Origin of the sequence: Buttiauxella sp. S19-1 (genome assembly GCF_022134725.1) — a bacterium.
Classification (GTDB): domain Bacteria; phylum Pseudomonadota; class Gammaproteobacteria; order Enterobacterales; family Enterobacteriaceae; genus Buttiauxella; species Buttiauxella ferragutiae.
Map to the genome: position 1 here is coordinate 1 of NZ_JAHWLU010000084.1, position 21,913 is coordinate 21,913.

Annotated in this window: 23 protein-coding genes, 1 tRNA gene and 3 pseudogenes; 12 read left to right on the forward strand and 15 right to left on the reverse strand. The window is 50.1% G+C overall.

Translation table 11 applies throughout. The annotated features are described in order from the left end of the window. Both MES37_RS17015 and MES37_RS17020 read left to right on the forward strand, forming a co-directional pair. Positions 1 to 492 (forward strand): annotated as a pseudogene (locus MES37_RS17015) (hypothetical protein); the annotation flags it as partial. A 217-nt stretch (positions 493 to 709) separates the two neighbouring features. Continuing rightward, positions 710 to 1,417, forward strand: a complete 708-nt coding sequence (locus tag MES37_RS17020; RefSeq protein WP_064548774.1) for an oligogalacturonate-specific porin KdgM family protein — start codon at positions 710 to 712, stop codon at positions 1,415 to 1,417. 252 nt (positions 1,418 to 1,669) lie between these two features. Here MES37_RS17020 and MES37_RS17025 read toward each other — a convergent pair. After that, positions 1,670 to 2,144 (reverse strand): annotated as a pseudogene (locus tag MES37_RS17025) (integrase core domain-containing protein); the annotation flags it as partial. 16 nt (positions 2,145 to 2,160) lie between these two features. Here MES37_RS17025 and MES37_RS17030 point away from each other — a divergent pair. Further along, positions 2,161 to 2,532, forward strand: a pseudogene (locus tag MES37_RS17030) (DUF4942 domain-containing protein); the annotation flags it as partial. 101 nt (positions 2,533 to 2,633) lie between these two features. Here the strand turns inward: MES37_RS17030 and MES37_RS17035 are convergent. After that, positions 2,634 to 2,710: transfer RNA gene (locus MES37_RS17035), tRNA-Arg, on the reverse strand. Positions 2,711 to 2,897: 187 nt separating this feature from the next. Between MES37_RS17035 and folD the strand changes: the two genes are divergently transcribed. The 3 genes from folD to MES37_RS17050 all read left to right on the forward strand — a co-directional run bounded on the left by folD (position 2,898) and on the right by MES37_RS17050 (position 4,571). Then, positions 2,898 to 3,764, forward strand: a complete 867-nt coding sequence (gene folD, locus MES37_RS17040) for a bifunctional methylenetetrahydrofolate dehydrogenase/methenyltetrahydrofolate cyclohydrolase FolD (RefSeq protein ID WP_064548772.1) — start codon at positions 2,898 to 2,900, stop codon at positions 3,762 to 3,764. 1 nt (position 3,765) lies between these two features. Next, positions 3,766 to 3,978, forward strand: a complete 213-nt coding sequence (gene ybcJ / locus MES37_RS17045) for a ribosome-associated protein YbcJ (protein WP_064548770.1) — start codon at positions 3,766 to 3,768, stop codon at positions 3,976 to 3,978. Between the two features lie 65 nt (positions 3,979 to 4,043). Beyond that, complete coding sequence (locus MES37_RS17050) at positions 4,044 to 4,571, forward strand: metal-dependent hydrolase (protein WP_121815671.1); 528 nt, start codon at positions 4,044 to 4,046, stop codon at positions 4,569 to 4,571. A gap of 47 nt (positions 4,572 to 4,618) precedes the next feature. Here MES37_RS17050 and rnk read toward each other — a convergent pair whose 3' ends face one another. Then, complete coding sequence (gene rnk / locus MES37_RS17055) at positions 4,619 to 5,029, reverse strand: nucleoside diphosphate kinase regulator (protein WP_064548765.1); 411 nt, start codon at positions 5,027 to 5,029, stop codon at positions 4,619 to 4,621. 159 nt (positions 5,030 to 5,188) lie between these two features. Then, the gene (locus tag MES37_RS17060; protein WP_064548762.1) at positions 5,189 to 6,565 is read right to left on the reverse strand and encodes a GntP family permease; all 1,377 of its coding nucleotides are present in this window, start codon (positions 6,563 to 6,565) and stop codon (positions 5,189 to 5,191) included. Between the two features lie 291 nt (positions 6,566 to 6,856). Between MES37_RS17060 and MES37_RS17065 the strand changes: the two genes are divergently transcribed. Further along, a complete protein-coding gene (locus MES37_RS17065; protein WP_064548760.1) occupies positions 6,857 to 7,687 on the forward strand; it encodes an alpha/beta fold hydrolase in 831 nt (276 codons plus the stop codon). A 44-nt stretch (positions 7,688 to 7,731) separates the two neighbouring features. Here the strand turns inward: MES37_RS17065 and MES37_RS17070 are convergent, their stop codons facing one another. The 9 genes from MES37_RS17070 to citC all read right to left on the reverse strand — a co-directional run bounded on the left by MES37_RS17070 (position 7,732) and on the right by citC (position 15,571). Then, entirely contained in the window at positions 7,732 to 7,881 is a 150-nt protein-coding gene (locus MES37_RS17070; RefSeq protein ID WP_157092968.1) for a hypothetical protein, read from the reverse strand. A 101-nt stretch (positions 7,882 to 7,982) separates the two neighbouring features. Next, positions 7,983 to 8,786, reverse strand: coding sequence for a ribonuclease I (rna, locus tag MES37_RS17075; protein ID WP_064548759.1), 804 nt, complete (start codon positions 8,784 to 8,786; stop codon positions 7,983 to 7,985). 88 nt (positions 8,787 to 8,874) lie between these two features. Then, positions 8,875 to 10,338 (reverse strand): anion permease, encoded by a 1,464-nt coding sequence (locus tag MES37_RS17080; protein WP_064548756.1) that lies wholly within the window; start codon positions 10,336 to 10,338, stop codon positions 8,875 to 8,877. Between the two features lie 35 nt (positions 10,339 to 10,373). After that, positions 10,374 to 11,261: a triphosphoribosyl-dephospho-CoA synthase CitG gene (citG, locus tag MES37_RS17085; protein ID WP_443107476.1), complete on the reverse strand. Its 888-nt coding sequence runs from the start codon at positions 11,259 to 11,261 to the stop codon at positions 10,374 to 10,376. Next, positions 11,233 to 11,784: a citrate lyase holo-[acyl-carrier protein] synthase gene (gene citX / locus MES37_RS17090; RefSeq protein WP_237932120.1), complete on the reverse strand. Its 552-nt coding sequence runs from the start codon at positions 11,782 to 11,784 to the stop codon at positions 11,233 to 11,235. Before citX ends, citG begins: the two co-directional genes overlap by 29 nt. 3 nt (positions 11,785 to 11,787) lie before the next feature. Continuing rightward, positions 11,788 to 13,302, reverse strand: a complete 1,515-nt coding sequence (citF, locus tag MES37_RS17095) for a citrate lyase subunit alpha (RefSeq protein ID WP_237932122.1) — start codon at positions 13,300 to 13,302, stop codon at positions 11,788 to 11,790. Positions 13,303 to 13,311: 9 nt separating this feature from the next. After that, a complete protein-coding gene (locus tag MES37_RS17100) occupies positions 13,312 to 14,208 on the reverse strand; it encodes an aldolase/citrate lyase family protein (protein WP_237932124.1) in 897 nt (298 codons plus the stop codon). Next, positions 14,205 to 14,501, reverse strand: a complete 297-nt coding sequence (citD, locus tag MES37_RS17105) for a citrate lyase acyl carrier protein (protein ID WP_121814126.1) — start codon at positions 14,499 to 14,501, stop codon at positions 14,205 to 14,207. The genes MES37_RS17100 and citD overlap by 4 nt, the downstream gene beginning before the upstream one ends. After that, positions 14,498 to 15,571: a [citrate (pro-3S)-lyase] ligase gene (gene citC, locus MES37_RS17110; RefSeq protein WP_121814125.1), complete on the reverse strand. Its 1,074-nt coding sequence runs from the start codon at positions 15,569 to 15,571 to the stop codon at positions 14,498 to 14,500. The genes citD and citC overlap by 4 nt, the downstream gene beginning before the upstream one ends. Positions 15,572 to 15,895: 324 nt before the next feature. On the opposite strand from citC, the gene dpiB reads away from it, so the two are divergent. Both dpiB and dpiA read left to right on the forward strand, forming a co-directional pair. Next, complete coding sequence (gene dpiB, locus MES37_RS17115; RefSeq protein WP_121814124.1) at positions 15,896 to 17,560, forward strand: sensor histidine kinase DpiB; 1,665 nt, start codon at positions 15,896 to 15,898, stop codon at positions 17,558 to 17,560. Beyond that, positions 17,529 to 18,209, forward strand: coding sequence for a two-component response regulator DpiA (gene dpiA / locus MES37_RS17120; RefSeq protein WP_064548740.1), 681 nt, complete (start codon positions 17,529 to 17,531; stop codon positions 18,207 to 18,209). Before dpiB ends, dpiA begins: the two co-directional genes overlap by 32 nt. An 11-nt stretch (positions 18,210 to 18,220) precedes the next feature. Here the strand turns inward: dpiA and dcuC are convergent, their stop codons facing one another. Beyond that, positions 18,221 to 19,603: an anaerobic C4-dicarboxylate transporter DcuC gene (gene dcuC / locus MES37_RS17125; RefSeq protein WP_064548739.1), complete on the reverse strand. Its 1,383-nt coding sequence runs from the start codon at positions 19,601 to 19,603 to the stop codon at positions 18,221 to 18,223. Between the two features lie 372 nt (positions 19,604 to 19,975). Between dcuC and pagP the strand changes: the two genes are divergently transcribed. Both pagP and cspE read left to right on the forward strand, forming a co-directional pair. Next, positions 19,976 to 20,551, forward strand: coding sequence for a lipid IV(A) palmitoyltransferase PagP (gene pagP / locus MES37_RS17130; protein WP_370918518.1), 576 nt, complete (start codon positions 19,976 to 19,978; stop codon positions 20,549 to 20,551). 200 nt (positions 20,552 to 20,751) lie between these two features. Then, a complete protein-coding gene (cspE, locus tag MES37_RS17135) occupies positions 20,752 to 20,961 on the forward strand; it encodes a transcription antiterminator/RNA stability regulator CspE (protein ID WP_004100146.1) in 210 nt (69 codons plus the stop codon). 214 nt (positions 20,962 to 21,175) lie between these two features. Here cspE and crcB read toward each other — a convergent pair whose 3' ends face one another. Further along, entirely contained in the window at positions 21,176 to 21,559 is a 384-nt protein-coding gene (gene crcB, locus MES37_RS17140; protein ID WP_064548736.1) for a fluoride efflux transporter CrcB, read from the reverse strand. A gap of 107 nt (positions 21,560 to 21,666) precedes the next feature. Between crcB and MES37_RS17145 the strand changes: the two genes are divergently transcribed. Next, the coding region (locus MES37_RS17145; protein ID WP_337927087.1) for a nitrilase-related carbon-nitrogen hydrolase at positions 21,667 to 21,913 on the forward strand (247 nt) is incomplete at its 3' end.

Consider the following 21,913-nt stretch of genomic DNA (forward strand, 5'->3'; position numbering starts at 1 on the left):
GCCTGGGGTACGCTTGCTGTCGGCGGTATCGTCTCCTACTACGTTGGTTTCGTTATTAATGCTGAGATGGTGCAACAATGGTTTAATCTTGAAACATTAACTAGCCGAGAATGGTCAGACCTGAAAGTCGCAATAGGTTTAGTGGCGCACATTGTTTTCACAGCAGGTTTCTTCTTACTTTCAATACTGTTCTACAAACCGCTTGTAGAACATCGCCAGAAAGATGTTGATAAATTCTTCGAGAATTTAGCAACGCCCCTAACCTCAGAATCTTTTACACAAAGATTACTGGATAATAAACAACGCAGTATGCTGGGTATTCTCCATATTATTGCTGGTGTTGGTGTTATATTGATGTGCTTATTAAACAACCCACTGTGGGGGCGTGCAGTATTCGTATTCTGTGGTTTCATCGTTCTTTGTGTTGGCTTGCTCTTGATTAAAGCAGTGGATAAAAAAATTACTGATAAAACAGTCATGGCAGACAGTTAATTAATATAATCTGGCGGCTTATGAAATACGTCGCCAGATTATCAGCATGTTGTTTTCATAATTCATTTATATATTCGCACTCTAAACAACCAGAATTTCCACCCTATTGTATATTGACCACGTAACACGATAAGCGAGAGATGGTTTTATTGGTCAATAATCAGCTTGAGGTTTGGCTGGTGTATTTCACAATCCATTTATTTATTAAGGTAATAACATGAATAAAAAAATTGCCATTATCGGCATTGCAACCATGTTGTCTGCGTTTTCTGTTTCATCTGCTACGCTTGATTTTCGCGAAGAATATAAACATGACGAAAATGATTGGGCGGGCCGTGTAAAAATAGGCGGTGGCGCAGGCAACCATTTTTTTGGTGTTGAGATGAAGTACACTGGGAATCTAAGTAACTTAGAAGGTAGTGATAATGAATTTGAATATGGTTACAAATACACGATTAACGATAGAATAAAGGTCAGCCCAGGAGTGCTTGTTAATTTTGGGGATACTAGCGTTACCTATAAGCCTCAGGTTCGCCTTGAATATTTGTTCGATAATGGCGTGGCAATAAAAATACGTTATCGTCATGAAATAAGAAATTACTCTGCAGGAAATACCTCAACAGGCCGTGATGGAGAGAGTCATGACTCTTTAGGTCGTTCAAAGCTCACAGGGAACATTACCTATCAATGGGAATTTCTTCAGTTCGATTTTGAGGCGAACTATGCTGAAGATTTCATTAATAAAGAATGGAAGATGGGGACTAACGATGAATACGAATGGGATTACAATCTTAAAGTTGGTTTTAAAAACAGCACTAAATGGCGTCCATATATAGAATTTGGTAATGTTCAATGCACAAGTACCATTGATTGCAATTCTAGTCGGCAACTTCGTAGTAGAGTTGGTGCCACATATACTTTCTAATCTATTCTTAAGTGAAAAATTGTAGCCCTCCTTTATTTTAAAGAGAGTTCTATTAATACTTTTCTTTAAAGACTATAATATAGGGTGCCCAAGACGTCTTAGCATGGTCGCCCTTAACGTTCTTCTTAGTAGGTATTCCGGCGTTTGATATTTACATCAATAATCGTGATATGGGGGACAGTCCTGATGTGCAGAAGGCACAAAAGGTCCTGTCTTCATTTGTTGATTGCACTAACTGTAAGTCCTCCAGTTTTATTTCCACCCTTTTTGAAATTTCCATTTTTCAGCCATCAGCCGGTATTCTTCCAGTGTCAGGTTATTCAGGGATTCATGAGGTCGCTCGCTGTTGTATTCCGTCAACCAGCGCTCTGTAATTTCCCGAACTTCATTCAGCGTTCTGAACAGATAAAAATCCAGGGTTTCTGTCCGATATGTCCGGTTAGAACTTTTGATAAAGGCATTCTGTGTCGACTTACCAGGTTTGATAAAGTCCAGTATGACCCTATGCTCTTCGGCCCATTGTGCCCGTGCAAGCGACATCAGTCAGTGGATATCCACGGTTTGCCACTATCCTGTCGAGCACTCGCTTCATTCGCTGCGCCGGGATATTCAGATTGATTTCTATCACCAGTGCTTCGCGGTTAAAATCATCTACCACATTGAAGGTATGGAAGCGTCTGCCACACACCAGCGCATCGTGCATAAAATCGATGGACCAGCTCTGATTTTATGATCCACTACAGTCATGGGATTACAAAACTAATAGTCCTTGCAGTTTCGGTAAGAAGATTATCATTAACAGTCTGGTGACACATAACCGCTGGGGATTTAGTCTGAACTGGGGCTGGAGGAGGGATCAATTGACAGATTTGGAGCGGATGCTGTTTTTACTTGATGGCAAACCGATACCTGACAACCGTAGTGATATCTCTACCCGATTGATGGAGCATATTCGGGATAATCCGACTAAGGAAGTTTACGAGGATGAGTTCTTCAGCATTCGCTACTTTCAGAAGGGAACAGCACACATCACTTTAAAGCGGTACGATCTGATTGAAAGGATGAATGACATCATCGCTAAGTACTATCCGGGAATGCTGGCTAAGCCACGCTAATGTTGATGGGCGTTGAGAAATTTTACTTACACCAGCCGTTACATAAACTTTTTGGATGCGTGGTTTTTAGTGAGGGGCTTTGCGTAACTCATTGTTTTAAATGGTACGCCCTACAGGGCTCGAACCTGTGACCTACGGCTTAGAAGGCCGTTGCTCTATCCAACTGAGCTAAGGGCGCACTGTATTCCTTTCGGAAGCATTGCGGACTCGGATTATACGGTCAGTACCTTACGAGTCAATGGCTTTTCAACTGCCTGCGCGACAATTGAGCATAAACACTTAACAATGCCTGACAGCGAGCCGCGCTTCTGACAAAATAGAAACAATCCCCTCCCTTTTCGATTACAGACGGAATCATCTGACTGATGGCAGCAAAGATTATTGACGGTAAAACGATTGCGCAGCAGGTACGGCTTGAAGTTGCTGAAAAAGTGAAAGCCCGAATTGCCGCAGGAAAACGCGCCCCTGGACTTGCAGTTGTGCTGGTTGGCGAGAACCCTGCATCGCAGATTTATGTCGGTAGTAAACGTAAAGCATGTGAAGAAGTTGGCTTTATTTCTCGCTCCTACGATTTGCCTGACACCACCTCCGAAGCAGAACTGCTGGAGCTGATTGATACGCTCAACGCAGATAAGGAAATCGATGGCATTCTGGTTCAGTTACCGCTGCCTGCGGGCATCGATAACGTGAAAGTTCTGGAACGTATTGACCCGGATAAAGACGTTGATGGTTTCCATCCCTATAATGTGGGCCGCCTGTGCCAGCGTGCGCCGCGTCTGCGTCCTTGTACACCGCGTGGTATCGTGACGCTGCTTGAGCGTTACGGTATTGATACCTACGGCCTGAACGCCGTGGTGATTGGCGCATCCAACATTGTTGGCCGCCCAATGAGCATGGAACTGCTGCTGGCAGGGTGTACCACCACCGTGACGCATCGCTTCACTAAAAACTTACGCCAACATGTCGAGAACGCCGATCTGGTGATTGTTGCGGTCGGCAAACCTGGCTTTATCCCGGGCGAGTGGATCAAGGAAGGGGCGATTGTGGTGGACGTGGGGATTAACCGTCTGGAGAGCGGTAAAGTCGTCGGTGACGTAAATTATGATGAAGCCGCAGTCAAAGCCTCGTATATTACGCCGGTTCCGGGTGGCGTTGGCCCAATGACCGTCGCCACTCTTATCCAGAATACCTTGCAGGCTTGCGAGGAATATCATGATGTCGATGGAGAGTAAAATGGCGACCTTCTCATTAGGTAAACACCCACACGTTGAATTATGCGATCTGCTGAAGCTGGAAGGCTGGTGTGAAAGCGGCGCACAGGCGAAAGCGGTGATTGCAGAAGGGCTGGTGCAAGTAGACGGCGAAGTGGAAACCCGCAAACGCTGCAAAATCGTTGCAGGCCAGACTGTTGTTTTTGAAAGTCTGAGCATCACGGTTCAAGCTTAATTGCATACCGAACACGGCCCATAACGGGCCGTTTCTTTTTGTTCACTCACAAATTTTCACATCCTATGCCAACTATCATCACTCATGCAGCGGTACCCATTTGTTTAGGATTGGGGCTGGGCAAAAAAATCATTCCTCCACGCCTGTTATTGGGCGGTATTGTTCTGGCAATGCTACCGGATGCCGATGTGTTGGCTTTCAAATTTGGTGTGGCGTATGGCAATGCGTTCGGGCATCGCGGTTTCACGCACTCTTTGCTGTTTGCTTTTGTGGTGCCGCTGCTGTGTTTGTTCGGCTATCGCTGGTTCCGGGCAGGTATCATCCGCGTCTGGCTATTTCTGACGGTGTCATTGCTTTCACATAGTCTTCTGGACTCCGTGACGACCGGAGGCAAAGGTGTTGGTTGGTTATGGCCGTGGTCAGACGAACGCTTTTTCGCACCCTGGCAGGTGATTCGCGTTGCCCCGTTTGCACTTTCTCGTTATCTCGAACCACGCGGGCAGGCGGTGATTTGGTCAGAGCTGCAATGGGTTTGGTTACCCGGTTTGTTGATGGCGTTTTTGTTATTTGTGATGCGTAAAAATTTTCGCTGATTCCCTGGAAAGGCCAATTCCCCCTTCTTTGCGAAGGGGGCAAATCATTAACGGTGAAACTCGCCCGCAGCTTCAGGCTGGTACTGCAACTCCAGCACTTCCAGATGCGTTTGGTTACCGTTTGGTAACGTCCAGTTAATCGTTGCACCGACACGTAAACCCAGCAGTGCTGCGCCAACCGGTGCCATCACCGAAAGTTGGTTATCGCTATCTGTCAGGTTGACCGGATACACCAGCGTGCGCACATGCTCCTCTTTTGAGGCCAGATCGCGGAATTTCACGCGGCTGTTCATGGTCACGACGTCTGCCGGGATATCTTCAGGTTTACGCATTTCTGCTCTGTCCAGTTCGGTGTTCAACGCCTGAGCGACAGGCTGGTTGGCAAACTGTGGTTGCTCCAGCAATCGGTCGATACGCTCGGCATCAAGTTCATTAATGATAATGGCTGGTCTGGACATATTTCTCTCCATGTAAAAAAACAGGCACTCTTGTGTCTGATGGCGGACCTTACAAAAGAAAACCCTCACTCAATGAGTGAGGGTTTGGTCTGTGATGATGATACTGAGCTTAACACTTAGTTTAAAGCGACTTCAGTCACATTTTAATAACAGCACAGTTTACAGAATAATGCTGCCTACCAGAGCGAACAGGAAGGCGATAGTTCCGATCAACGTTTCCATCACGGTCCAGGTTTTCAGGGTGGTTTTCTCGTCCATTTCCAGGAAACGACCAACCAACCAGAAGCCAGAGTCGTTCACGTGAGACAGTACGGTCGCACCACCCGCAATAGCCACCACGATGAAGCACAGGTCGAACTGGCTCAGGCCTGGTGTAACGGCAACCATTGGGGAAATCAGTGCGGCGGTCGTGGTCAGAGCAACCGTTGCAGAACCTTGCGCCACACGCAGAGCGGTAGAGATAACGAACGCGGCAACAATTACTGGCATGCCTGTATCGGACAAAACACCCGCCAACGCATCACCAATGCCGCTGGCACGCAGAACGCCACCGAACATACCACCCGCACCGGTCACCAAAATGATGCCACAGATTGGGCCGAGGGCACCGTCACACACTTTTTCCAGATGCTGGCGGCTATGGCGGCCACTAAACACGGCAAGTGAGAAGAAGACGGTAATCAACAGTGCGATAGGTGTTTTACCCAACATTCGCAGCAGTTGAACCACGGTGTTATCGCCACTAACCCAACCGAGTACGGTCGCGGTGTTCAGGCCGGTATCGAGGAAAATCAGTACCAGCGGCAACAACAGAATCGATAATACAGTGCTAAATGCCGGTGGCTGGTGGTTTGGATCCGCTTCAACGCTGCCGAGGAAAGAAGAAGGCAGTGGAACTTCGAATTTTTTACCAGCGTACTGACCAAACAGATACGCGCCGAGATACCAGGTCGGAATGGCGATAACCAGGCCTACAATCACCAGCAGGCCGATGTTTGCACCCAGTAATTCACTGGCAGCAACCGGGCCTGGATGAGGCGGCAGCAGGGCGTGCATGACTGCAAACGCACCGGCAGCAGGTAACGCATATTTCAGCGTAGAACCACCGAATTGTTTTGCCACGCTGAAGATAATCGGCAGCATGACGACCAGGCCCGCATCAAAGAAGATTGGGAAGCCGAACAGTAACGATGCCACACCGAGCGCCAGTGGAGCACGATGAGAGCCAAACTTACCGACCAGCGTGTCGGCAAGCACTTTTGCCCCGCCGGAGATTTCAAGCAAGCGGCCAATCATTGCGCCGAGACCAACCAGCAGTGCAACACCTGCCAGTGTGCTACCAAAACCGCCCAAAATAGTTGGGACAATTTTATCGAACGGCACACCGGTAACCAGTGCGACAACGACACTCACAAGGGTTAAAGCTAAGAAAGCATGCACTTTGAAACGCATGATAAGAATAAGTAGGAGTACAACTGCACAGGCTGCGATCCCTAGCAGGCTTCCTGCACCGAGATGTGTTGTTATTTCGGTCATTTGTTTGTTCCTCTGCGCCGAATTTATAGGTGAAAAATGCGACAAACATAATTCACCAGATTTCTGATACCGGTAACATGATACTGGTAACATTAGCTGTTCGGGAATGGGCTGCCTGATGTTTATTGGCATTTTGGGAGCAAGCTCAAACATTCCAAATAAACCCTTACTAAGTCTGATGGAACAATTGCTGACCGTAAATAAACCTGCCTGGTGAGAAAATTGAATTACGCTGTATATGCACCTTTCAATTGGGCAACTCGCACGACCATCACCTGACCAGGAGATATCATGAGCCATTACGACAAACTCAAGTTAAAGGACGGTAGTTCTCTTTATTTTAAGGATTGGGGGGAAGGACAACCGGTAGTTTTCAGCCATGGCTGGCCGTTAACCGCAGATGCGTTTGAAGATCAGATGTTTTTCCTCGGGCAAAAAGGATTCCGGGTGATCGCTCACGACCGTCGTGGGCATGGTCGCTCATCACAATCCTGGGAAGGCAATCATATGGATCAATATGCTGACGATCTGGAGGAATTGACTGCGCATTTAAATCTCAAAGATGCGATTCATGTCGGTCATTCCACTGGCGGAGGTGAAGTGGCGCGTTACATTGGCCGCCACGGTACTAGCCGCGTGGCAAAAGCCGTACTGATTAGCGCAGTGCCGCCGATCATGGTGAAAACGGATTACAACCCTGATGGCGTACCCATTGATGTGTTTGATGGAATTCGTGAAGGTGTGCGCGTCAACCGGGCAGATTTTTTCAAAGAGCTGACCATGGCGTTTTATGGCTATAACCGTCCTGGGGCGAAAATCTCGGAAGGCGTCAGGGAGAGTTTTGTTGAACAGGGGATGCAGGGGGGAATTAAGGCGCTCTACGATTGTATTAAAGCGTTTTCTGAAACCGACCTGCGAGAAGACCTGAAGAAAATGACTATTCCAACGCTAGTTATTCATGGCGATGATGACCAGATTGTCCCGTTTGAAACCTGCGGTAAAGTCACGGCGGCAACGTTGCCGGATTCGACATTCAAAGTATACCAGGGTGGATCGCACGGCATTTGTACCACCGAGAAAGACCGGGTAAATGCAGATTTACTGGAGTTCTTGAAAGGGTAACCTTCAGGCGGGTGAACCCTGCGTCACCCGCCAATTTAACAACCTCATTTCCTGGCAACCGGCAACATAATCTCTTTTAAGATTTCGTAGCGCTGTTGCGGGGAAAGCCAAATCAAACCTAACAATTTTTGCGCCCGGCCTTCGCGCTCAAACTGGTCTTTCAACTGCATTAAAAAGCGTTTCGTGGTGTTCATAATGACCTCCGTATTTGATACGCAAATCATATGGCGGAAAATACGGAACTAATAGTGAACTGATTATTTTTTGTCTTCAGTGTTTATGGCCGTTTAATCCTCTAATACCCAACGGCATCCAGACGGAACTGTTTTGCACAGTTGCCTGAATTTCTTTGTGTGGCGAATGACCCTTCATTTAACGGGCTGTTAATTTTCCCGGCATCCAGCGAGATTTGTATTTCTGTCAGATAAGCCGGATTACCGTTACAGGTCAGTTTGACCGCTTTCACCGCTTCACTTCCCCAGCTTTTTTCCAGCGCTTTATTGAACGCTTTACGGGTGACGTCTTTACCGTAATTTTCCGCAAGGAAGGTGCCAAATGCACTCTGTTTAAACTCGTTATTCAGACGAACCATGGTGCCGAAGTAGGCGTTGGGATTAAAACCAAAGCACGCGCCGTGTTTAGCGAATTCATAGCGCTCAAGGCAAGACTGGCCGCCAGCACCGGGCATCACGCCTGCGAGTTTGCTGGCGATGTCTGCGGATAACTCAGGCGCAGGTGCCTGGCATTTTTGCGAACCGCGAGCTTCCGCCATGTTTGGCACCGGGCGGGTTGAGCAGCCGTAACGCATCCAGCGTTTTTCATCCACACCGCGTGAGGCTACAGATTTCGGTAATCCAGGCCACAGCCCGTGGACCGTCAAAAATGCACGTTTGTCGTCCTGTTCCTGCTGGGTTTTACATTCAGCAGGTTCGTTGCGATTGCGCTCGTGCATGCTCTGACAAAAACCGGTTTGCCAGGAAAGGGCCAGCACGTAGCGCTCGAAATCGCCATATTGTTTGGGTTGCAGATCTTCTGCCAGGGCGGCGGAGTGAGTGGCGCAAGCGAGGGTTAACAGGGCGGTCTGGCAAAGGAATTTCATGCCTTTCTCATTCAGTTAGATGATAATTCCTTATTTAATCATAAAAAAAGCGCCTCAGAGAGACGCTTTGTCCGCAATATGAAAGCCGTTAACTCCACAGCGCCAGAATCGGCCAGCCGACACATAGCAACATGGTGATATAAATCACGCCGAAAATCGCACCCAGGCGCCAGTAGTCTTTCGACTTCACATAGCCGCAGCCGTAAATAATCACGCCAGGGCCGGTGGCGTAAGGTGTCAGGCAGCCCATGATACCAATCGACAGCACCAGCAAAATACACAAATGCTCCATTGGCACGCCGGGAATACCTTTACCCACCGCCAGAATCACCGGCAGCATAGTCGCGGTGTGCGCCGACAGGCTGGCAAACAGGTAATGCGCGAAGTAGAACACCAATACCAGCACGATAACCGTAGTATTGGCGGAGAAACCCTCCAGATGGCTACTCATGGTATTGGCGAACCAGTCGATAAAACCGGAACGCGTCAGGCCGCTTGCCATCACTACCAGAGTTGCCAGGTTAACTAAGGTGTTCCACGCACTGTTATATTTGGTGATGTCTTTCCACGGCACCACGTGCAGCGCCAGCATCAGCGATACCGCCAGCAAACCTACCGCTGTTGCATCAATTACCTCGCCGCCAAACACCCACAACCCCAGGCTTAACAGCACCAGGCCAATCAGGGTGATCTCTTTGCGGGTGAGTTTGCCCATCTCTTGTAGCGCGTCTTTCGCCCAGCCGGAGACTTCCTCGCTGTGGGTGATTTCAGGTTTATAGAGGACGTAAGACAGCCATGGCGCGACGATCAGCAGAATAATGCCCACCGGCAGGAAGCTCAAAAACCACTGCATCCAGCTAATTTGAATACCGGCAATTTTGCTGACGAACTCAAGGCCGAGCACGTTGGGAGCTGCACCGGTGATGAACATCGACGAACTGAGGCTGGTACTGATCACCATCATCCACATCAGGTAGCTACCGATGCGGCGCGAAGAAGGGTCGTTAGGGAATGACTGGAATAATGGCGGCAGGTTTTTGATTACCGGGAACACGGTGCCGCCGGTGCGGGCGGTGTTTGATGGCGTAAATGGTGCCAGCAGAATATCAATAATCACGATGGCGTAGCCGAGAGTCAGCGTGCGCTTGCCCATGAATTTCACCATAATCAGCGCGATACGGCGACCCAGGCCGGTGACTTCATAGCCCAGCGCGAAGATAAACGCGCCGAATACCAGCCAGACGGTGGTACTGGAAAAACCTGCCAGCCCCCATTTCAATGCTTGCTTACCGGCGTCAAAAGCCGGGTCGGCTAACTCTTTGGCGTCAAACAGCAGGTAATCGCTGCCGATCACGCAAATTGTCACGGCGATAAAGCTGATCGCGGTCGCCGGGATCGGTTCGAGGATCATGCCGACGATCATCGCGACAAATACCGCGAAGTAATGCCATGCCTGCGGTGGCATGCCATCGGGCACGGGAATGAGCAGCATGATGGCCATGACGACCAGCGGTGCCAGCAACTTCCATATTTTATCTTTTGAAACAGACATAACTGATTCTCCAGTAAGGATTATTCCGATTGATGCTAAGGGTGATATTGCGAAATTTGGGCTAACAACCAGGTGATAATCAGCAGGTCGGCGCTACCGCCGGGGCTGAGGTTGCGTGCAATACAGGCGTGGTCGAACTCTTGCAGATGGCGAAGATCTGCGGGCTTACGGATACCGCCGTTAGCGAGCAAGGTGCGGGCGTATTCCTGCAACCAGCTCAGTCCAGCCATACCCCCGCGAGAGGCCACATTGGTATCTCCGTTGTGTGCCATCAGCAGCAGTAAAGTGTCGAGCAGCGCCAGTTCCGGATCGGTTGCCTGCGTAAGAAGCGCGTGGTAATGCGGCAGCGCCATATTTATCACCAACGGATAACCCGCTTCGGCTTCACCGCGCGCACCGGTTAAGCCGAGTTGCCGGAAAAGCCGTTGCCCGGCGGTTTGCTGGTGGTTGTTGTGGTGCAATTCCCGCTCGGTTATCCCATGGCAAAAAGCGGCTACGGTCTGGCAAATTGCCATCGGCGTAATGGCGCGTTGTTGCTGATGCAGGCGACCAATCGCGGCACACAGTAAGCCGAGTGAAAAAATGCTGCCTTTATGGGTGTTAACGCCTTCTGTTGCGCGAAACATTGCGGCTTCACAGGCGATGCCGATAGGGCGTAAATTTTGCAGAACCTCGCATTCAGGCAATGCTGCGGTGCTGGCACCCAGTTGAATGAAGCGCGGGAAATACGGGCGCATCGCCGCCGCACTTTGCTGAAAATCCTCCAGCGCCATATCTTTATGCGCGCCACAGTTATTGCGGTCGACCAGGCCTGGTTTGGGCGTTAAGTTCACCTCTGCGAGTAACGCGCGGAAAGCCAGTTCGCTGTAATGCGCAACAATCGTTTCCGACACTTCAGCGCGGGGCTGCGTCATCTGCATCATTGAGCAGCGTCTCCATACGAGCGAGCAGTTCAGCAAGCGGATGCGCTTGTTCACGGGCGCAAACAGCGGCGGTTTGTTCGCACAACAGGCAGCGGCGGGCGGGGAGCGAAAAGTCACGGCGCGAGAGAATTTGCCCTTGCGGTGTCAGCACGTCGAAGTCCCACAGGCGGCCAAGAGGATGGTTTTGCTCAAGCTCAATGGCGGCTTGTTTCACCGCGGCAGGCTGGGCGGCGATTGCCAGCAGAGCTTCCGGGCCAGTCGCCAGCGCCAGGCAGCTCTGTTTTTTGATTTCCCAGCCTGAGCGTTCTGCTAACTGGCGAAACGTCCGGAGGCCGTGGTTAAAAATACGCCGCGTCAGTTCGCTGTCTTTGACTGAACCAGGGGCGACAACGGTGAAAGAAACCAGGGTGACGGCGTGGCGTGCCAGCCACTCCTGTTGCCTTTTTTGGCGCGCATCCCGGCTGGCAAGTAGCTCTGGCACAGTGACTTTGGCGTGCGTCGCAGATGAGAGATACATCGGCATGATTTACCCCTTCACCTGATGCACAACATCAATCACCGAGCCATCGCGGTAACGCACCACGGCGATTACGCGGTCGGTAAATTCAATCGCTTTGGGGAAGCCGGTGAGGATTTGCGCCCGCTCGCGCAACCACTCGATGGTGACGATTTTCATGCCGGCTTCTTTCAGGCGTTCTGCCAGTTCAGGGCGCGCAGGGTTGACGGCAATACCGTGATCGGTAACCAGAATATCGACGCTGGAACCCGGTGTGATACAGGTCAGGACGTTATCGACCAGCGTAGGGATTCGGCCACGCACCAGCGGGGCGACAATAATGGAAAGGGCGGCGGCAACGGCGGTATCGCAATGCCCGCCGGAAGCGCCGCGCAACACGCCGTCGGAACCGGTCAGCACATTGACGTTAAATTGGGTATCGACTTCCAGCGCGCTCAACACCACCACATCCAGGCGGTCGACTGATGCGCCTTTCGAGCCCCAGTTGGCGTACTGATTGGCGCTGATTTCAATGTGATTAGGGTTACGAGCCAAGGATTGCGCTGCGGCGCGGTCAAAACTCTGCACATCGAGCAGTTTTTTAATCAGCCCCTTTTCATGCAGATCGACAATCGTTGCGGTGATGCCACCAAGGGCAAAGCCTGCATGAATGTTGCGGCTGCGCATTTTGTCTTCCAGAAAACGGGTCACCGCCAGTGAAGCGCCCCCGGTCCCGGTTTGCAGGGAAAAACCTTCTTTGAAGTAGCCGGAATTGACGACAACATCTGCCGCAGTACGCGCGATGAGCAATTCACGCGGGTTGGAGGTCATGCGTGTGGCATCGGCACCGATTTTGTCGGCATCGCCCACTTGCTCAACCTGTACGATCAAATCGACCTGATCCTGCATGATACTGGCGGGGTTGTGCGGGTAGGGCAGCAGCGCTTCGCTTAGCAACACCACCTGACGGGCGTTTTCAGCATCGACTTTGGCGTAGCCCAGCGAACCGCAGCAGGCTTTGCCGGTGTAGCCATTAGCATTGCCGAATTCATCGCACGATGGAACGCCAAGGAAAGCGACATCGATTTTTAGCTCGCCGCTGTTCACCAGTTGTACACGTCCGCCATGGGAGTGGATTTGCACCGGTTCTGCCAGCAGGCCACGTGAGATTTCTTCTGCCAGCGGGCCGCGCAAACCAGAGGTGTAAATACGCGTCACCACGTTATTGCGGATGTGCTCGATTAATGGCGCATGGCAATCGCTCAGCGAACTTGAGGCCAGCGTCAGGTTTTTAAAGCCCATGCTGGCGATGGTCGCCATTACGCTGTTCAGCGTCAGGTCACCGCCACGAAACGCGTGGTGGAAGGAAATCGTCATACCGTCGTGCAGGCCTGAGCGGCGAATTGCCTCTTCCAGCGAATTACACAGCTTTTTGGTGCGTGGTTTTTGCGCCTGTAAATTCAGTTTCGAGACATTCTTATAAGCCGGTAAATCGCTTGCACTGCGGCGACTCCAGGCGGCAATACGTTCTTGTTTCTGCGTCATTTTTTTGCCTTATTCTTCACGAATGCCGGAAAGTGCGGCGCGAGATAACACCAGACGAGCACGTTCGATAACCGGGCTGTCGACCATTTTTCCGTTCAGCGACACCACGCCACGGCCTTCACGGGCGGAGGCTTCGGCGGCTTCCACCACTGCGTTGGCGTGATCGACTTCTTTTTGCGTCGGGGCGTAGAGGTTGTGTAACAGCTCAATCTGGCGCGGGTTGATCAGCGATTTGCCGTCGAAACCCAGTTGTTTGATATGCGCCGCTTCGTGCAAAAATCCGGCTTCGTTATTGGCATCGGAATAGACGGTGTCGAAGGCCTGAATCCCCGCCGCGCGCGCGGCTTGCAGAATGGAACAACGGGCAAATAGCAGCTCGATACCTTCGGGGGAACGTTCGGTGCGCAAGTTGCGCACATAATCTTCCGCACCCAGCGCGATGCCGATTAAGCGTGAGGATGAATGGGCTATCGCCACCGCCTGAGTGATGCCTTGCGGGGATTCAATGGCGGCCAGAATTCCGGTGCTGCCGGGTTCGCGGCCACATGCGGCTTCAATGCGCGCGATTTCACTTTCGGTATCAATGACGTCTTGTGCGGTGTCGGTTTTTGGCAGGCGCACAATGTCGGCACCGCCGCGCACCACGGCTTCCAGGTCGGCCACGCCATATTCGGAATCAAGTGGATTCACGCGCACGATGGTTTCCACATCCTGATACAGCGGGTGTTGCAACGCGTGGAAAACCAGACGGCGGGCGGCGTCTTTTTCGCGCAGGATAACTGAGTCTTCCAGATCGAACATCAGCGCATCGGCCTGATAAATAAAGGCGTTGCTGACCATCGCCGCATTGGCACCCGGCACAAATAACATGCTGCGGCGGGTGCGGTTCTTTTGTTCCGGCGTCATAGGTTTTTCTCCCATGGCAGGGCGGTGATATCGCTTGCGCGAACCAGCAGGGTTTCCAGACGGGCGCGCAGAATGCAGTCCAGCGCGCCTTTGTCGTCAAGAATCAGTTGCACGCCTTTAACCTGATGGCGAGCGAGGATCTCCAGCACCGTGGCGCGTATGGCTTCGCCAAACTGTTTTTCAACGTTGCTGCTGATTTGCAGGTCGATCTCTTGTGTATCGAGTGGTGCGATGCGGATCATCACATCGCCAGATTCCAGGGTGCCGGCAACGGCTGCATGAGTAATGTTCATTTTTCACCTGTTAATGTGGATTCCAGTTGCCCGCCCACGCTGTTTTGCGGGCGGGCAGCGAGCATGCGTTCTAAGTAGTCGCGAGTGACTTCGGGAACCAGAATGTCGATGGCGGCAAAGTCTTTCTTCACCAGTAGCTTGCGTACCCACGAGGCGGAAATCGCCATGCCGTGATATTGCAGACGTTCAATTTCCACCAGTTCAATCGGCGGAGCGGGGAGCGATGGAGTTTCCAGCCAGTGGCGCATGTCTTTGTTGTAGGTGGCGGTGACTTCGCAATACGGTTCGGTACCGACGAAACGGTGGGTAATACCGAGTGCTGGGGCCAGATACTGACGGAAAATTTTCAGGTCGATTTCGGTGTGGCAGTGGTTGAGCACGCCCTGTTCTTTGATGAAGTAACAAGGGAATGTCGCGCGGGAAATGATGTACTCTGAGCCGCGATGGACGGTGAGTTTTTTAATTTCGGCGGTGCCGGAACGCACCAGCGCCAGACGGTCTTCATACGGGAAGCGCGAGGTATCCTCTTTCACCAGGAAAACATGCAGCCAGTCGCACTGTTCTGCGGCTTTCTGAATTAAATAACGATGGCCGTGAGTAAAGGGATTGGCATTCATCACGATGCAGCCAATTTTGCTGCCAGCCTGGCGCAGTGTGGTTAAATAACTGGCGTAACGTTGCAGGCGTGTGGCGCTATTTTCCATCAGTACCATCATGCCTGGCACGCTGGTGATGGTGTAAAAACCACATTGCTTAAATAACGCTTCGTTCTGTGTTTTGGTGTAGATAAACAGGTGTGGGCATTGCCGTTCGTAGGCGAGATTAATTAATTCTGTTGCCAGGGTGAGCGCCAGCCCTTCACCGCGTACAGATTCGTCGATTGCCACGCATTTAATTATATTTCCAGCAATGCCTCCGCAGGCGATGAGTTTATCGTCGCGAGTGACCGTAATAAAGACTTCTACCGTCGTATCAATGCTCAGGTCATTTTCACGCAGGAAGTGCGTGATAGCGGACATTTTTATATTTTCGGCGCGTTTAACCTGGGCGAACACGGTATTGCCAAACATGAGTGGTGACTTCCTTGTTTGAGTATATTTGTTGCAACTTATAACGTTTTATTTTCAATTGAGCTTTTCAGCATTTTTGCTGCTGTGGGGAAGATCGTAAGGGGTATTTGTTCGCCAGGTTTTGAACTGTTTCACAAAGGGTTACCTGATTTAAATAGACTTAATGGTTTTTATTTATTTAATTAATTTCTTCGCAAGTTGTGACGTGGTTTTTATTTGTTTAATTGATTTAATGTTCTGAATCTGTGACGATCGATTTTATTAATTTCGCGGTTTTAGAAACAATTTCATTACATTTGTCGAACGCCAGAAAAAGGAAAATCAATGCCGGGAACAGAAAAGATTGGCGTATTGCGATTTTTTCAAAAAATTGCTTTCCCATTAAGAATCTTTTTACTGCTGTTACTGGTATCGACTTTATTGATTGCTGCACTGGGCAAGTATTTAACAGCAAGTTTTGAAGATTATCTCCTCGAACATGTGCGCGATATGGCGATGAATCAGGCGCGGATTATCGCCTCGAACGACAGTCTTATTACGGCGGTCAAAAACAGAGACAGCGCACACCTCGCCGTAATTGTTGGCAAATTATCCACCGGTTCTGATTTTGATTATGTCGTGATTGGCGACAGCCATTCCATTCGTCTTTTTCACCCGAATCCAGAAAAAATTGGCTACCCGATGCAGTGGACCAAGCCTGGTGCGCTGGAAAAAGGTGAGAGCTACTTTATTACTGGCGAAGGTTCGATTGGCATGGCGATGCGCGCCAAGACGCCAATCTTTGACGAGCACGGCAAAGTGATTGGTGTGGTGTCGCTCGGTTATCTGGTCAGTAAAATTGATAGCTGGCGTCTGGATTTCCTGCTGCCGCTCGCCGGTGTTTTTGTGGTTATCCTGATTGTTCTGATGCTGCTCTCCTGGTTGTTTTCTTCCCATATCCGCAGGCAGATGCTGGGGATGGAGCCACGCCAGATTGCGCGCGTGGTGCGCCAACAAGAGGCGCTGTTTGGCTCGGTATTTGAAGGCTTGATCGCCGTCGATAGCGATGGGCTTATCACGGCGATTAATCGCAATGCCCGTAAAATGCTCGGGTTGCGTTCACCAGGCCGCCAGTGGCTGGGGAAACCAATATCTGATGTGGTGCATCCGGCGAGTTTTTTCACTGAAAAGATTGCCGAAGCACGCCAGGACGTGATTTGTACTTTTAACGGGTTAAGTGTGATTGCCAATCGCGGGGTAATTCATTCCGGCCATGCGGCACCCGCAGGCGCGATTGTCAGCTTCCGCAGCAAAGACGAAATCAGCACGCTGAATGCGCAGCTCACACAAATTAAACAGTATGTGGAGAGCCTGCGAACGCTGCGTCATGAACATTTAAACTGGATGTCGACGCTCAGCGGCCTGCTGCAAATGAAGGAATATGACCGGGTTCTGGAGATGGTGAAAGGGGAGTCTCAGGCACAGCAAGAGCTTATCGATTATCTGCGCAGTGAGATAAATGACCGCCAGGTGGCTGGCCTGTTGTTTGGTAAGTCTCAGCGGGCGCGTGAACTGGGGCTGGTATTAAATATTGTGCCTGGCAGCCAGTTATCGGCGCTTCCGGAAGGGCTGGATAGCACTGAATTTTCGGCTATTGTCGGCAATTTACTGGATAACGCCTTTGATGCCAGCCTGAAAAATTCACGCAGCAATAACATTGTCGAACTCTATCTGAGCGATGAAGGATCGGAGGTGATAATTGAAGTAGCCGACCAGGGCTGTGGTGTGCCCGAGACGTTACGTGAAGCTATTTTTGAGCAAGGTGTCAGCACCAAAACTGATAACAAGGATGCACACGGCATTGGGTTATATCTGATAGTCAGTTATGTCAGTCGCTGTGGCGGGGTAATTACGCTGGAAGACAACCAACCCAGCGGTTCTTTATTTTCTGTTTTTATACCGAAAGTGAAAAAGAGCAATGACGCAACCTATTACGATTCTGATTGTTGAAGACGAAACAGCGCTGGCGGAAATGCATGCGGAGTTTATTCGTCAAATGCCCCATTGCGGGCAAGTGTGGCTGGCGGGGAATCTGGCGCAAACCAGAATGATGATTGAGCGATTTAAGCCTGATTTGATTTTGCTGGATAACTATTTGCCCGATGGCCGCGGAATTACGCTTCTGCAAGAACTGGCTCAGGCGCGCTTCCCTGGCGGAGTGGTCTTTACGACGGCTGCAAGTGATATGGATACCGTATCCGATGCGGTGCGCGGCGGGGTGTTTGATTATCTGGTTAAGCCTATTGCCTACGAACGCCTTGAGCAAACACTGGAGCGCTATCAGCAGCGAATGCAGATGCTGGCGAACAGTGCCAGTGCCAGCCAGCGGCAGATTGACGATATGTTCAATGCCTATGCGCGCGGGGAGCAAAAAGAGGTGTTGCCGGTGGGGATTGATGAGCTGACGTTGGAGAAAGTGCAGCTGCTGTTTACTGACCCGGAAGCTCGCCACACTGCGGAAACCGTGGCCGAAGCGTTAAAACTGAGCCGTACCACGGCCCGACGTTATCTGGAGTTTTGTGCCAGCCGCCAGCAAATTATGGCCGAAATAGTTTATGGCAAGGTAGGACGCCCACAGCGCACCTATCGGGCACTGTGAGCGAAGTGCTTTTAGCCGCCAACAACAACGGCAGCAGAAGGCACGAGGATTTCAGTGGCAATAATGACCACCACCAGACCTACCGCAATCGGTACTGAGGTACGTTTAACGACTTCAAATGGGGAAATTTTTGCCATACCTGCAACGGCCACAACCACGCCGGAAACCGGAGAAATGGTACGGCCCAGGTTGGATGCTTGCAACATTGGGATCGCCAGATACGCAGGGTTGATGCCAGAGGAGTGAGCCAGTTTAGGGATCATCTCAACAAAGGCATAGAACGGGGCGTTACCTGAACCGGTAGTCATGGCAGCTAACATGGTGAGAACGACTAACACCAGCATCAGAATGATACTTGCCGAGCCAAACGAGGTGGCAATAGATATCAGGCTCTGGATAAAGCCGATGGTGCTGAGACCCTGGGCGAAGACACCTGCCGCCACCAACAACATCACCACGTTGGCGAAGGCATCAGCCATACCGCGATAGCAAACCTCCAGCCCGGAGAAGACGTTCTGTGTGTTGAAACCACGGAAGAATTCAATGATTGCCGCAATCAGAATACAGATAACCAAAATGGTAATGATGTGTAGTTGTGGGCCCCATTTACCGTCGAAAATCAACACACCAATAATTGGCGTAAATGGCAGAATGGCATAGAAAGAAGGAGCAGTAGTCTGGATTTCGCTGACATCGAGCATTTCATGGCTGATGTTCTCTTTTTTATCCAGGTAGCGTTGCCAGAAGAAGTGGGCAATCGCCATGGCAATAATTGCGGCAATAGAAATTGGCACGGTAGTTTTAAAGGCAAAATCAACCAATGTCATTTCCGCAGCTTTCGCCGCCAGCACCACATCGCCAGAGGTTGGAGAGAGAATGATTGCAGCAGGGGAGGCACAAATTGCCGCCGCAGCGCCACGGCTAATCCCGACGTTCACCATTACCGGGAACAATGTTGCCATCAGCAATACACCCAGGCCAGTCGCAGAAGAGACCGCTAGTGACATCAGACAAGCCACGAAATACGCAGCGATCATCAGAATGTAAGGTGAGTTAATTAATTTCAATGGCTTTGATGCGAGCTTAACGACCATGTCGTTAGCACCAATATGGGTCATATATGCGGCAAAACCACACAGCATCATGATCATCATGCCGAGATCGCCACCACGGCTCATCAGCAAGATTTTGACATATTCGACAATATCGGTTGCGGTGTAACCGGTACTTTCAGCACTGGCAGGTAAAACTTTGTGGCCCATTAAGGCACTAATAATCAGTAATATTAAACCACCGACAAATAATACGCCGGTCGCGGAGTAGCCTTTGATGATGTAGCGAGCTACACCAACAATCACTATCACCCCAATAAGTAATTCAATCGTAGTTAGCATTAAAGCCCCCTGTTGCGTTTGGTCGTCGGCATCTGTTGGCCGTACCTGAACGTAACGCCATGCCAGAAAAATAAAAAATAACGGCTTTAAAGCCGTCTGCGAAAGCGGTGTCAATCTGCCTGAATCACAGGCGACGAGTTCTGATAAGCATCAAAATTTAGCGAGCTTGATTCCACTGCCATAGTGCTTTTGTTGGCCGAGCTGCAATTATGACATTTACTTATTGATATGCGTTATCTATTTGTCGAAGCAATTGTTCTATTAACAACCGATAACCAGGCCCGTGTTTTCGGATTTTACCCGCAGCTTATTTAGCTGTAGTTAACATAAAATTTGTTAAATTAGCTATTGAGTTTTGATGCGGAAATTAACGTGGCTTTAACAAATAAACGAGTGATTCTTTTTATTATTTTGCTGGTTCCAATAAGGGAAGTACCAGCTGCAATGGCAAATCAAACTAGTCTGCTGGGCAATGCCTGGAATACATTGACTGATAACGTTTCACAGACGTGGAATGAACCACAACACTATGATTTGTTTATTCCGGCGATAACCTGGCATGCGCGCTTCGCATACGACGAGGAAAAAATAGAGAAATATAACGAACGACCATGGGGCCTTGGGTTCGGACAAACGCGATGGGATGACAGCGGGAACTGGCATGGCTTGTATTTGATGGTGTTTAAAGATTCCTTTAACAAATGGGAGCCAATTGGTGGTTACGGATGGGAGAAAACCTGGCGCCCGCTGACGGATGATAATTTCCACATAGGGCTAGGCTATACACTCGGTGTTACCGCTCGTGATAACTGGAACTACATTCCACTGCCGGTGATCCTGCCTTTGGCATCTGTAGGATATGGCCCGGCGACCTTCCAGATGACCTATATCCCTGGAACTTACAACAACGGTAACGTTTACTTCGCCTGGCTACGCTTCCAATTCTGAGCGGCGGTATAGGCCAGAATCAATCCAAACCCATATGTTTTCTATCTATTGTTTGAAAATACGGGCTGCTGCACACTTTTTAAAAGAGGTAGCAATTTTTCTCACTTTTTAGCTAATCTGGGCTGGACAAAATCCATCACAATTGGTGTACTGGTGTTCGACACAGCATTTGTGTCGTTTTTCATGTAAAGGTAATTTAGATGTCTAAGATTAAAGGTAACGTTAAGTGGTTTAACGAGTCAAAAGGCTTTGGCTTCATTACTCCGGAAGATGGTAGCAAAGACGTGTTCGTACACTTCTCTGCAATCCAGAGCAATGGTTTCAAAACCCTGGCTGAAGGTCAGCGCGTTGAGTTTGAAATCACTAACGGTGCCAAAGGCCCATCTGCTGCAAACGTAATGCCTATCTAAGGCATTACCAGTAGAATATAAAAACCCGCTAAGGCGGGTTTTTTTTGCTTTAAATTCAGTAAAATAGATAAACTTTCACAAAGCTCACCACAATTAGCGTGCTTATCAGCACCGCAGTCCACTCAGCAACACGTTGTTTCGTCATTATTTGCCCCACGCTATTTTTCAAACAGAGTGGCAGACGAAAATTAAGCTAACCTTAACGTGCTACTAATTAGTGGCCGTATGCCAATGAAACTAACCAAAATGCGATGGCGGTCATCGTCAATGAACCGGCGAGGTTCAGTAGCATGTTTAATCCTGCCCATGCCAGACGCCCGTCCTGTAGCAGGAATACCACTTCAGCCGAAAAGGTTGAAAATGTCGTCAGGCCACCGCAAAAACCGGTGGTGATCAACAATTTCCACACTGGGTCGAGATGAGTCATTCTGGTGAACAAGGCCAGGCCGAGGCCGATAATAAATGCGCCTACCAGGTTGGCGACCAATGTTCCAACTGGAATAGCACCATGCACCGGGTTGAATCTCATACTGAGCAACCAGCGCGCAACGCTGCCCGTCCCGCCGCCAATAAACACGGCTAATAGCATCTGTAACACGATGTTTTCCTGTTCGATCTAATGCGCAAGAGAATGAGTGTAACGTCAGTACGGGACGTTTCACACCGGGTATACTGAAAATATTCGCGACCTTTTGGGAAACCACAATGAAAGTTGCCGTAGGGCAGTTTGCAGTGAGTAAAGACTGGCAGGAGAACGTACAAACCTGTCTTGGGTTTATGGCTCAGGCCAACGGCGCGGGAGCACAATTGCTGGTGTTGCCCGAGGCTGTGCTGGCACGAGATGACAATGACCCCGATTTGTCGGTCAAATCGGCACAAACGATGAACGAAGCCTTTATTGAGCAGCTTTGTTCACAAAGCCGTGATGACCAACTGACCACAATCCTGACGC

Excerpts from the sequence above, each read along its gene's own strand:
- citF (WP_237932122.1), bottom strand. The coding sequence starts at position 13,302 with ATGACGCAGAAACAAGAACGTATTGCCGCCTGGAGTCGCCGCAGTGCA.
- MES37_RS17020 (WP_064548774.1), top strand. The coding sequence starts at position 710 with ATGAATAAAAAAATTGCCATTATCGGCATTGCAACCATGTTGTCTGCG.
- folD (WP_064548772.1), top strand. The coding sequence starts at position 2,898 with ATGGCAGCAAAGATTATTGACGGTAAAACGATTGCGCAGCAGGTACGG.
- dpiA (WP_064548740.1), top strand. The coding sequence starts at position 17,529 with ATGACGCAACCTATTACGATTCTGATTGTTGAAGACGAAACAGCGCTG.
- citG (WP_443107476.1), bottom strand. The coding sequence starts at position 11,261 with ATGATGCAGATGACGCAGCCCCGCGCTGAAGTGTCGGAAACGATTGTT.
- MES37_RS17065 (WP_064548760.1), top strand. The coding sequence starts at position 6,857 with ATGAGCCATTACGACAAACTCAAGTTAAAGGACGGTAGTTCTCTTTAT.
- citD (WP_121814126.1), bottom strand. The coding sequence starts at position 14,501 with ATGAACATTACTCATGCAGCCGTTGCCGGCACCCTGGAATCTGGCGAT.
- ybcJ (WP_064548770.1), top strand. The coding sequence starts at position 3,766 with ATGGCGACCTTCTCATTAGGTAAACACCCACACGTTGAATTATGCGAT.
- citX (WP_237932120.1), bottom strand. The coding sequence starts at position 11,784 with ATGCCGATGTATCTCTCATCTGCGACGCACGCCAAAGTCACTGTGCCA.
- cspE (WP_004100146.1), top strand. The coding sequence starts at position 20,752 with ATGTCTAAGATTAAAGGTAACGTTAAGTGGTTTAACGAGTCAAAAGGC.
- MES37_RS17070 (WP_157092968.1), bottom strand. The coding sequence starts at position 7,881 with ATGAACACCACGAAACGCTTTTTAATGCAGTTGAAAGACCAGTTTGAG.
- MES37_RS17060 (WP_064548762.1), bottom strand. The coding sequence starts at position 6,565 with ATGACCGAAATAACAACACATCTCGGTGCAGGAAGCCTGCTAGGGATC.
- rna (WP_064548759.1), bottom strand. The coding sequence starts at position 8,786 with ATGAAATTCCTTTGCCAGACCGCCCTGTTAACCCTCGCTTGCGCCACT.
- rnk (WP_064548765.1), bottom strand. The coding sequence starts at position 5,029 with ATGTCCAGACCAGCCATTATCATTAATGAACTTGATGCCGAGCGTATC.
- MES37_RS17080 (WP_064548756.1), bottom strand. The coding sequence starts at position 10,338 with ATGTCTGTTTCAAAAGATAAAATATGGAAGTTGCTGGCACCGCTGGTC.
- dcuC (WP_064548739.1), bottom strand. The coding sequence starts at position 19,603 with ATGCTAACTACGATTGAATTACTTATTGGGGTGATAGTGATTGTTGGT.
- MES37_RS17050 (WP_121815671.1), top strand. The coding sequence starts at position 4,044 with ATGCCAACTATCATCACTCATGCAGCGGTACCCATTTGTTTAGGATTG.
- MES37_RS17100 (WP_237932124.1), bottom strand. The coding sequence starts at position 14,208 with ATGACGCCGGAACAAAAGAACCGCACCCGCCGCAGCATGTTATTTGTG.
- citC (WP_121814125.1), bottom strand. The coding sequence starts at position 15,571 with ATGTTTGGCAATACCGTGTTCGCCCAGGTTAAACGCGCCGAAAATATA.
- dpiB (WP_121814124.1), top strand. The coding sequence starts at position 15,896 with ATGCCGGGAACAGAAAAGATTGGCGTATTGCGATTTTTTCAAAAAATT.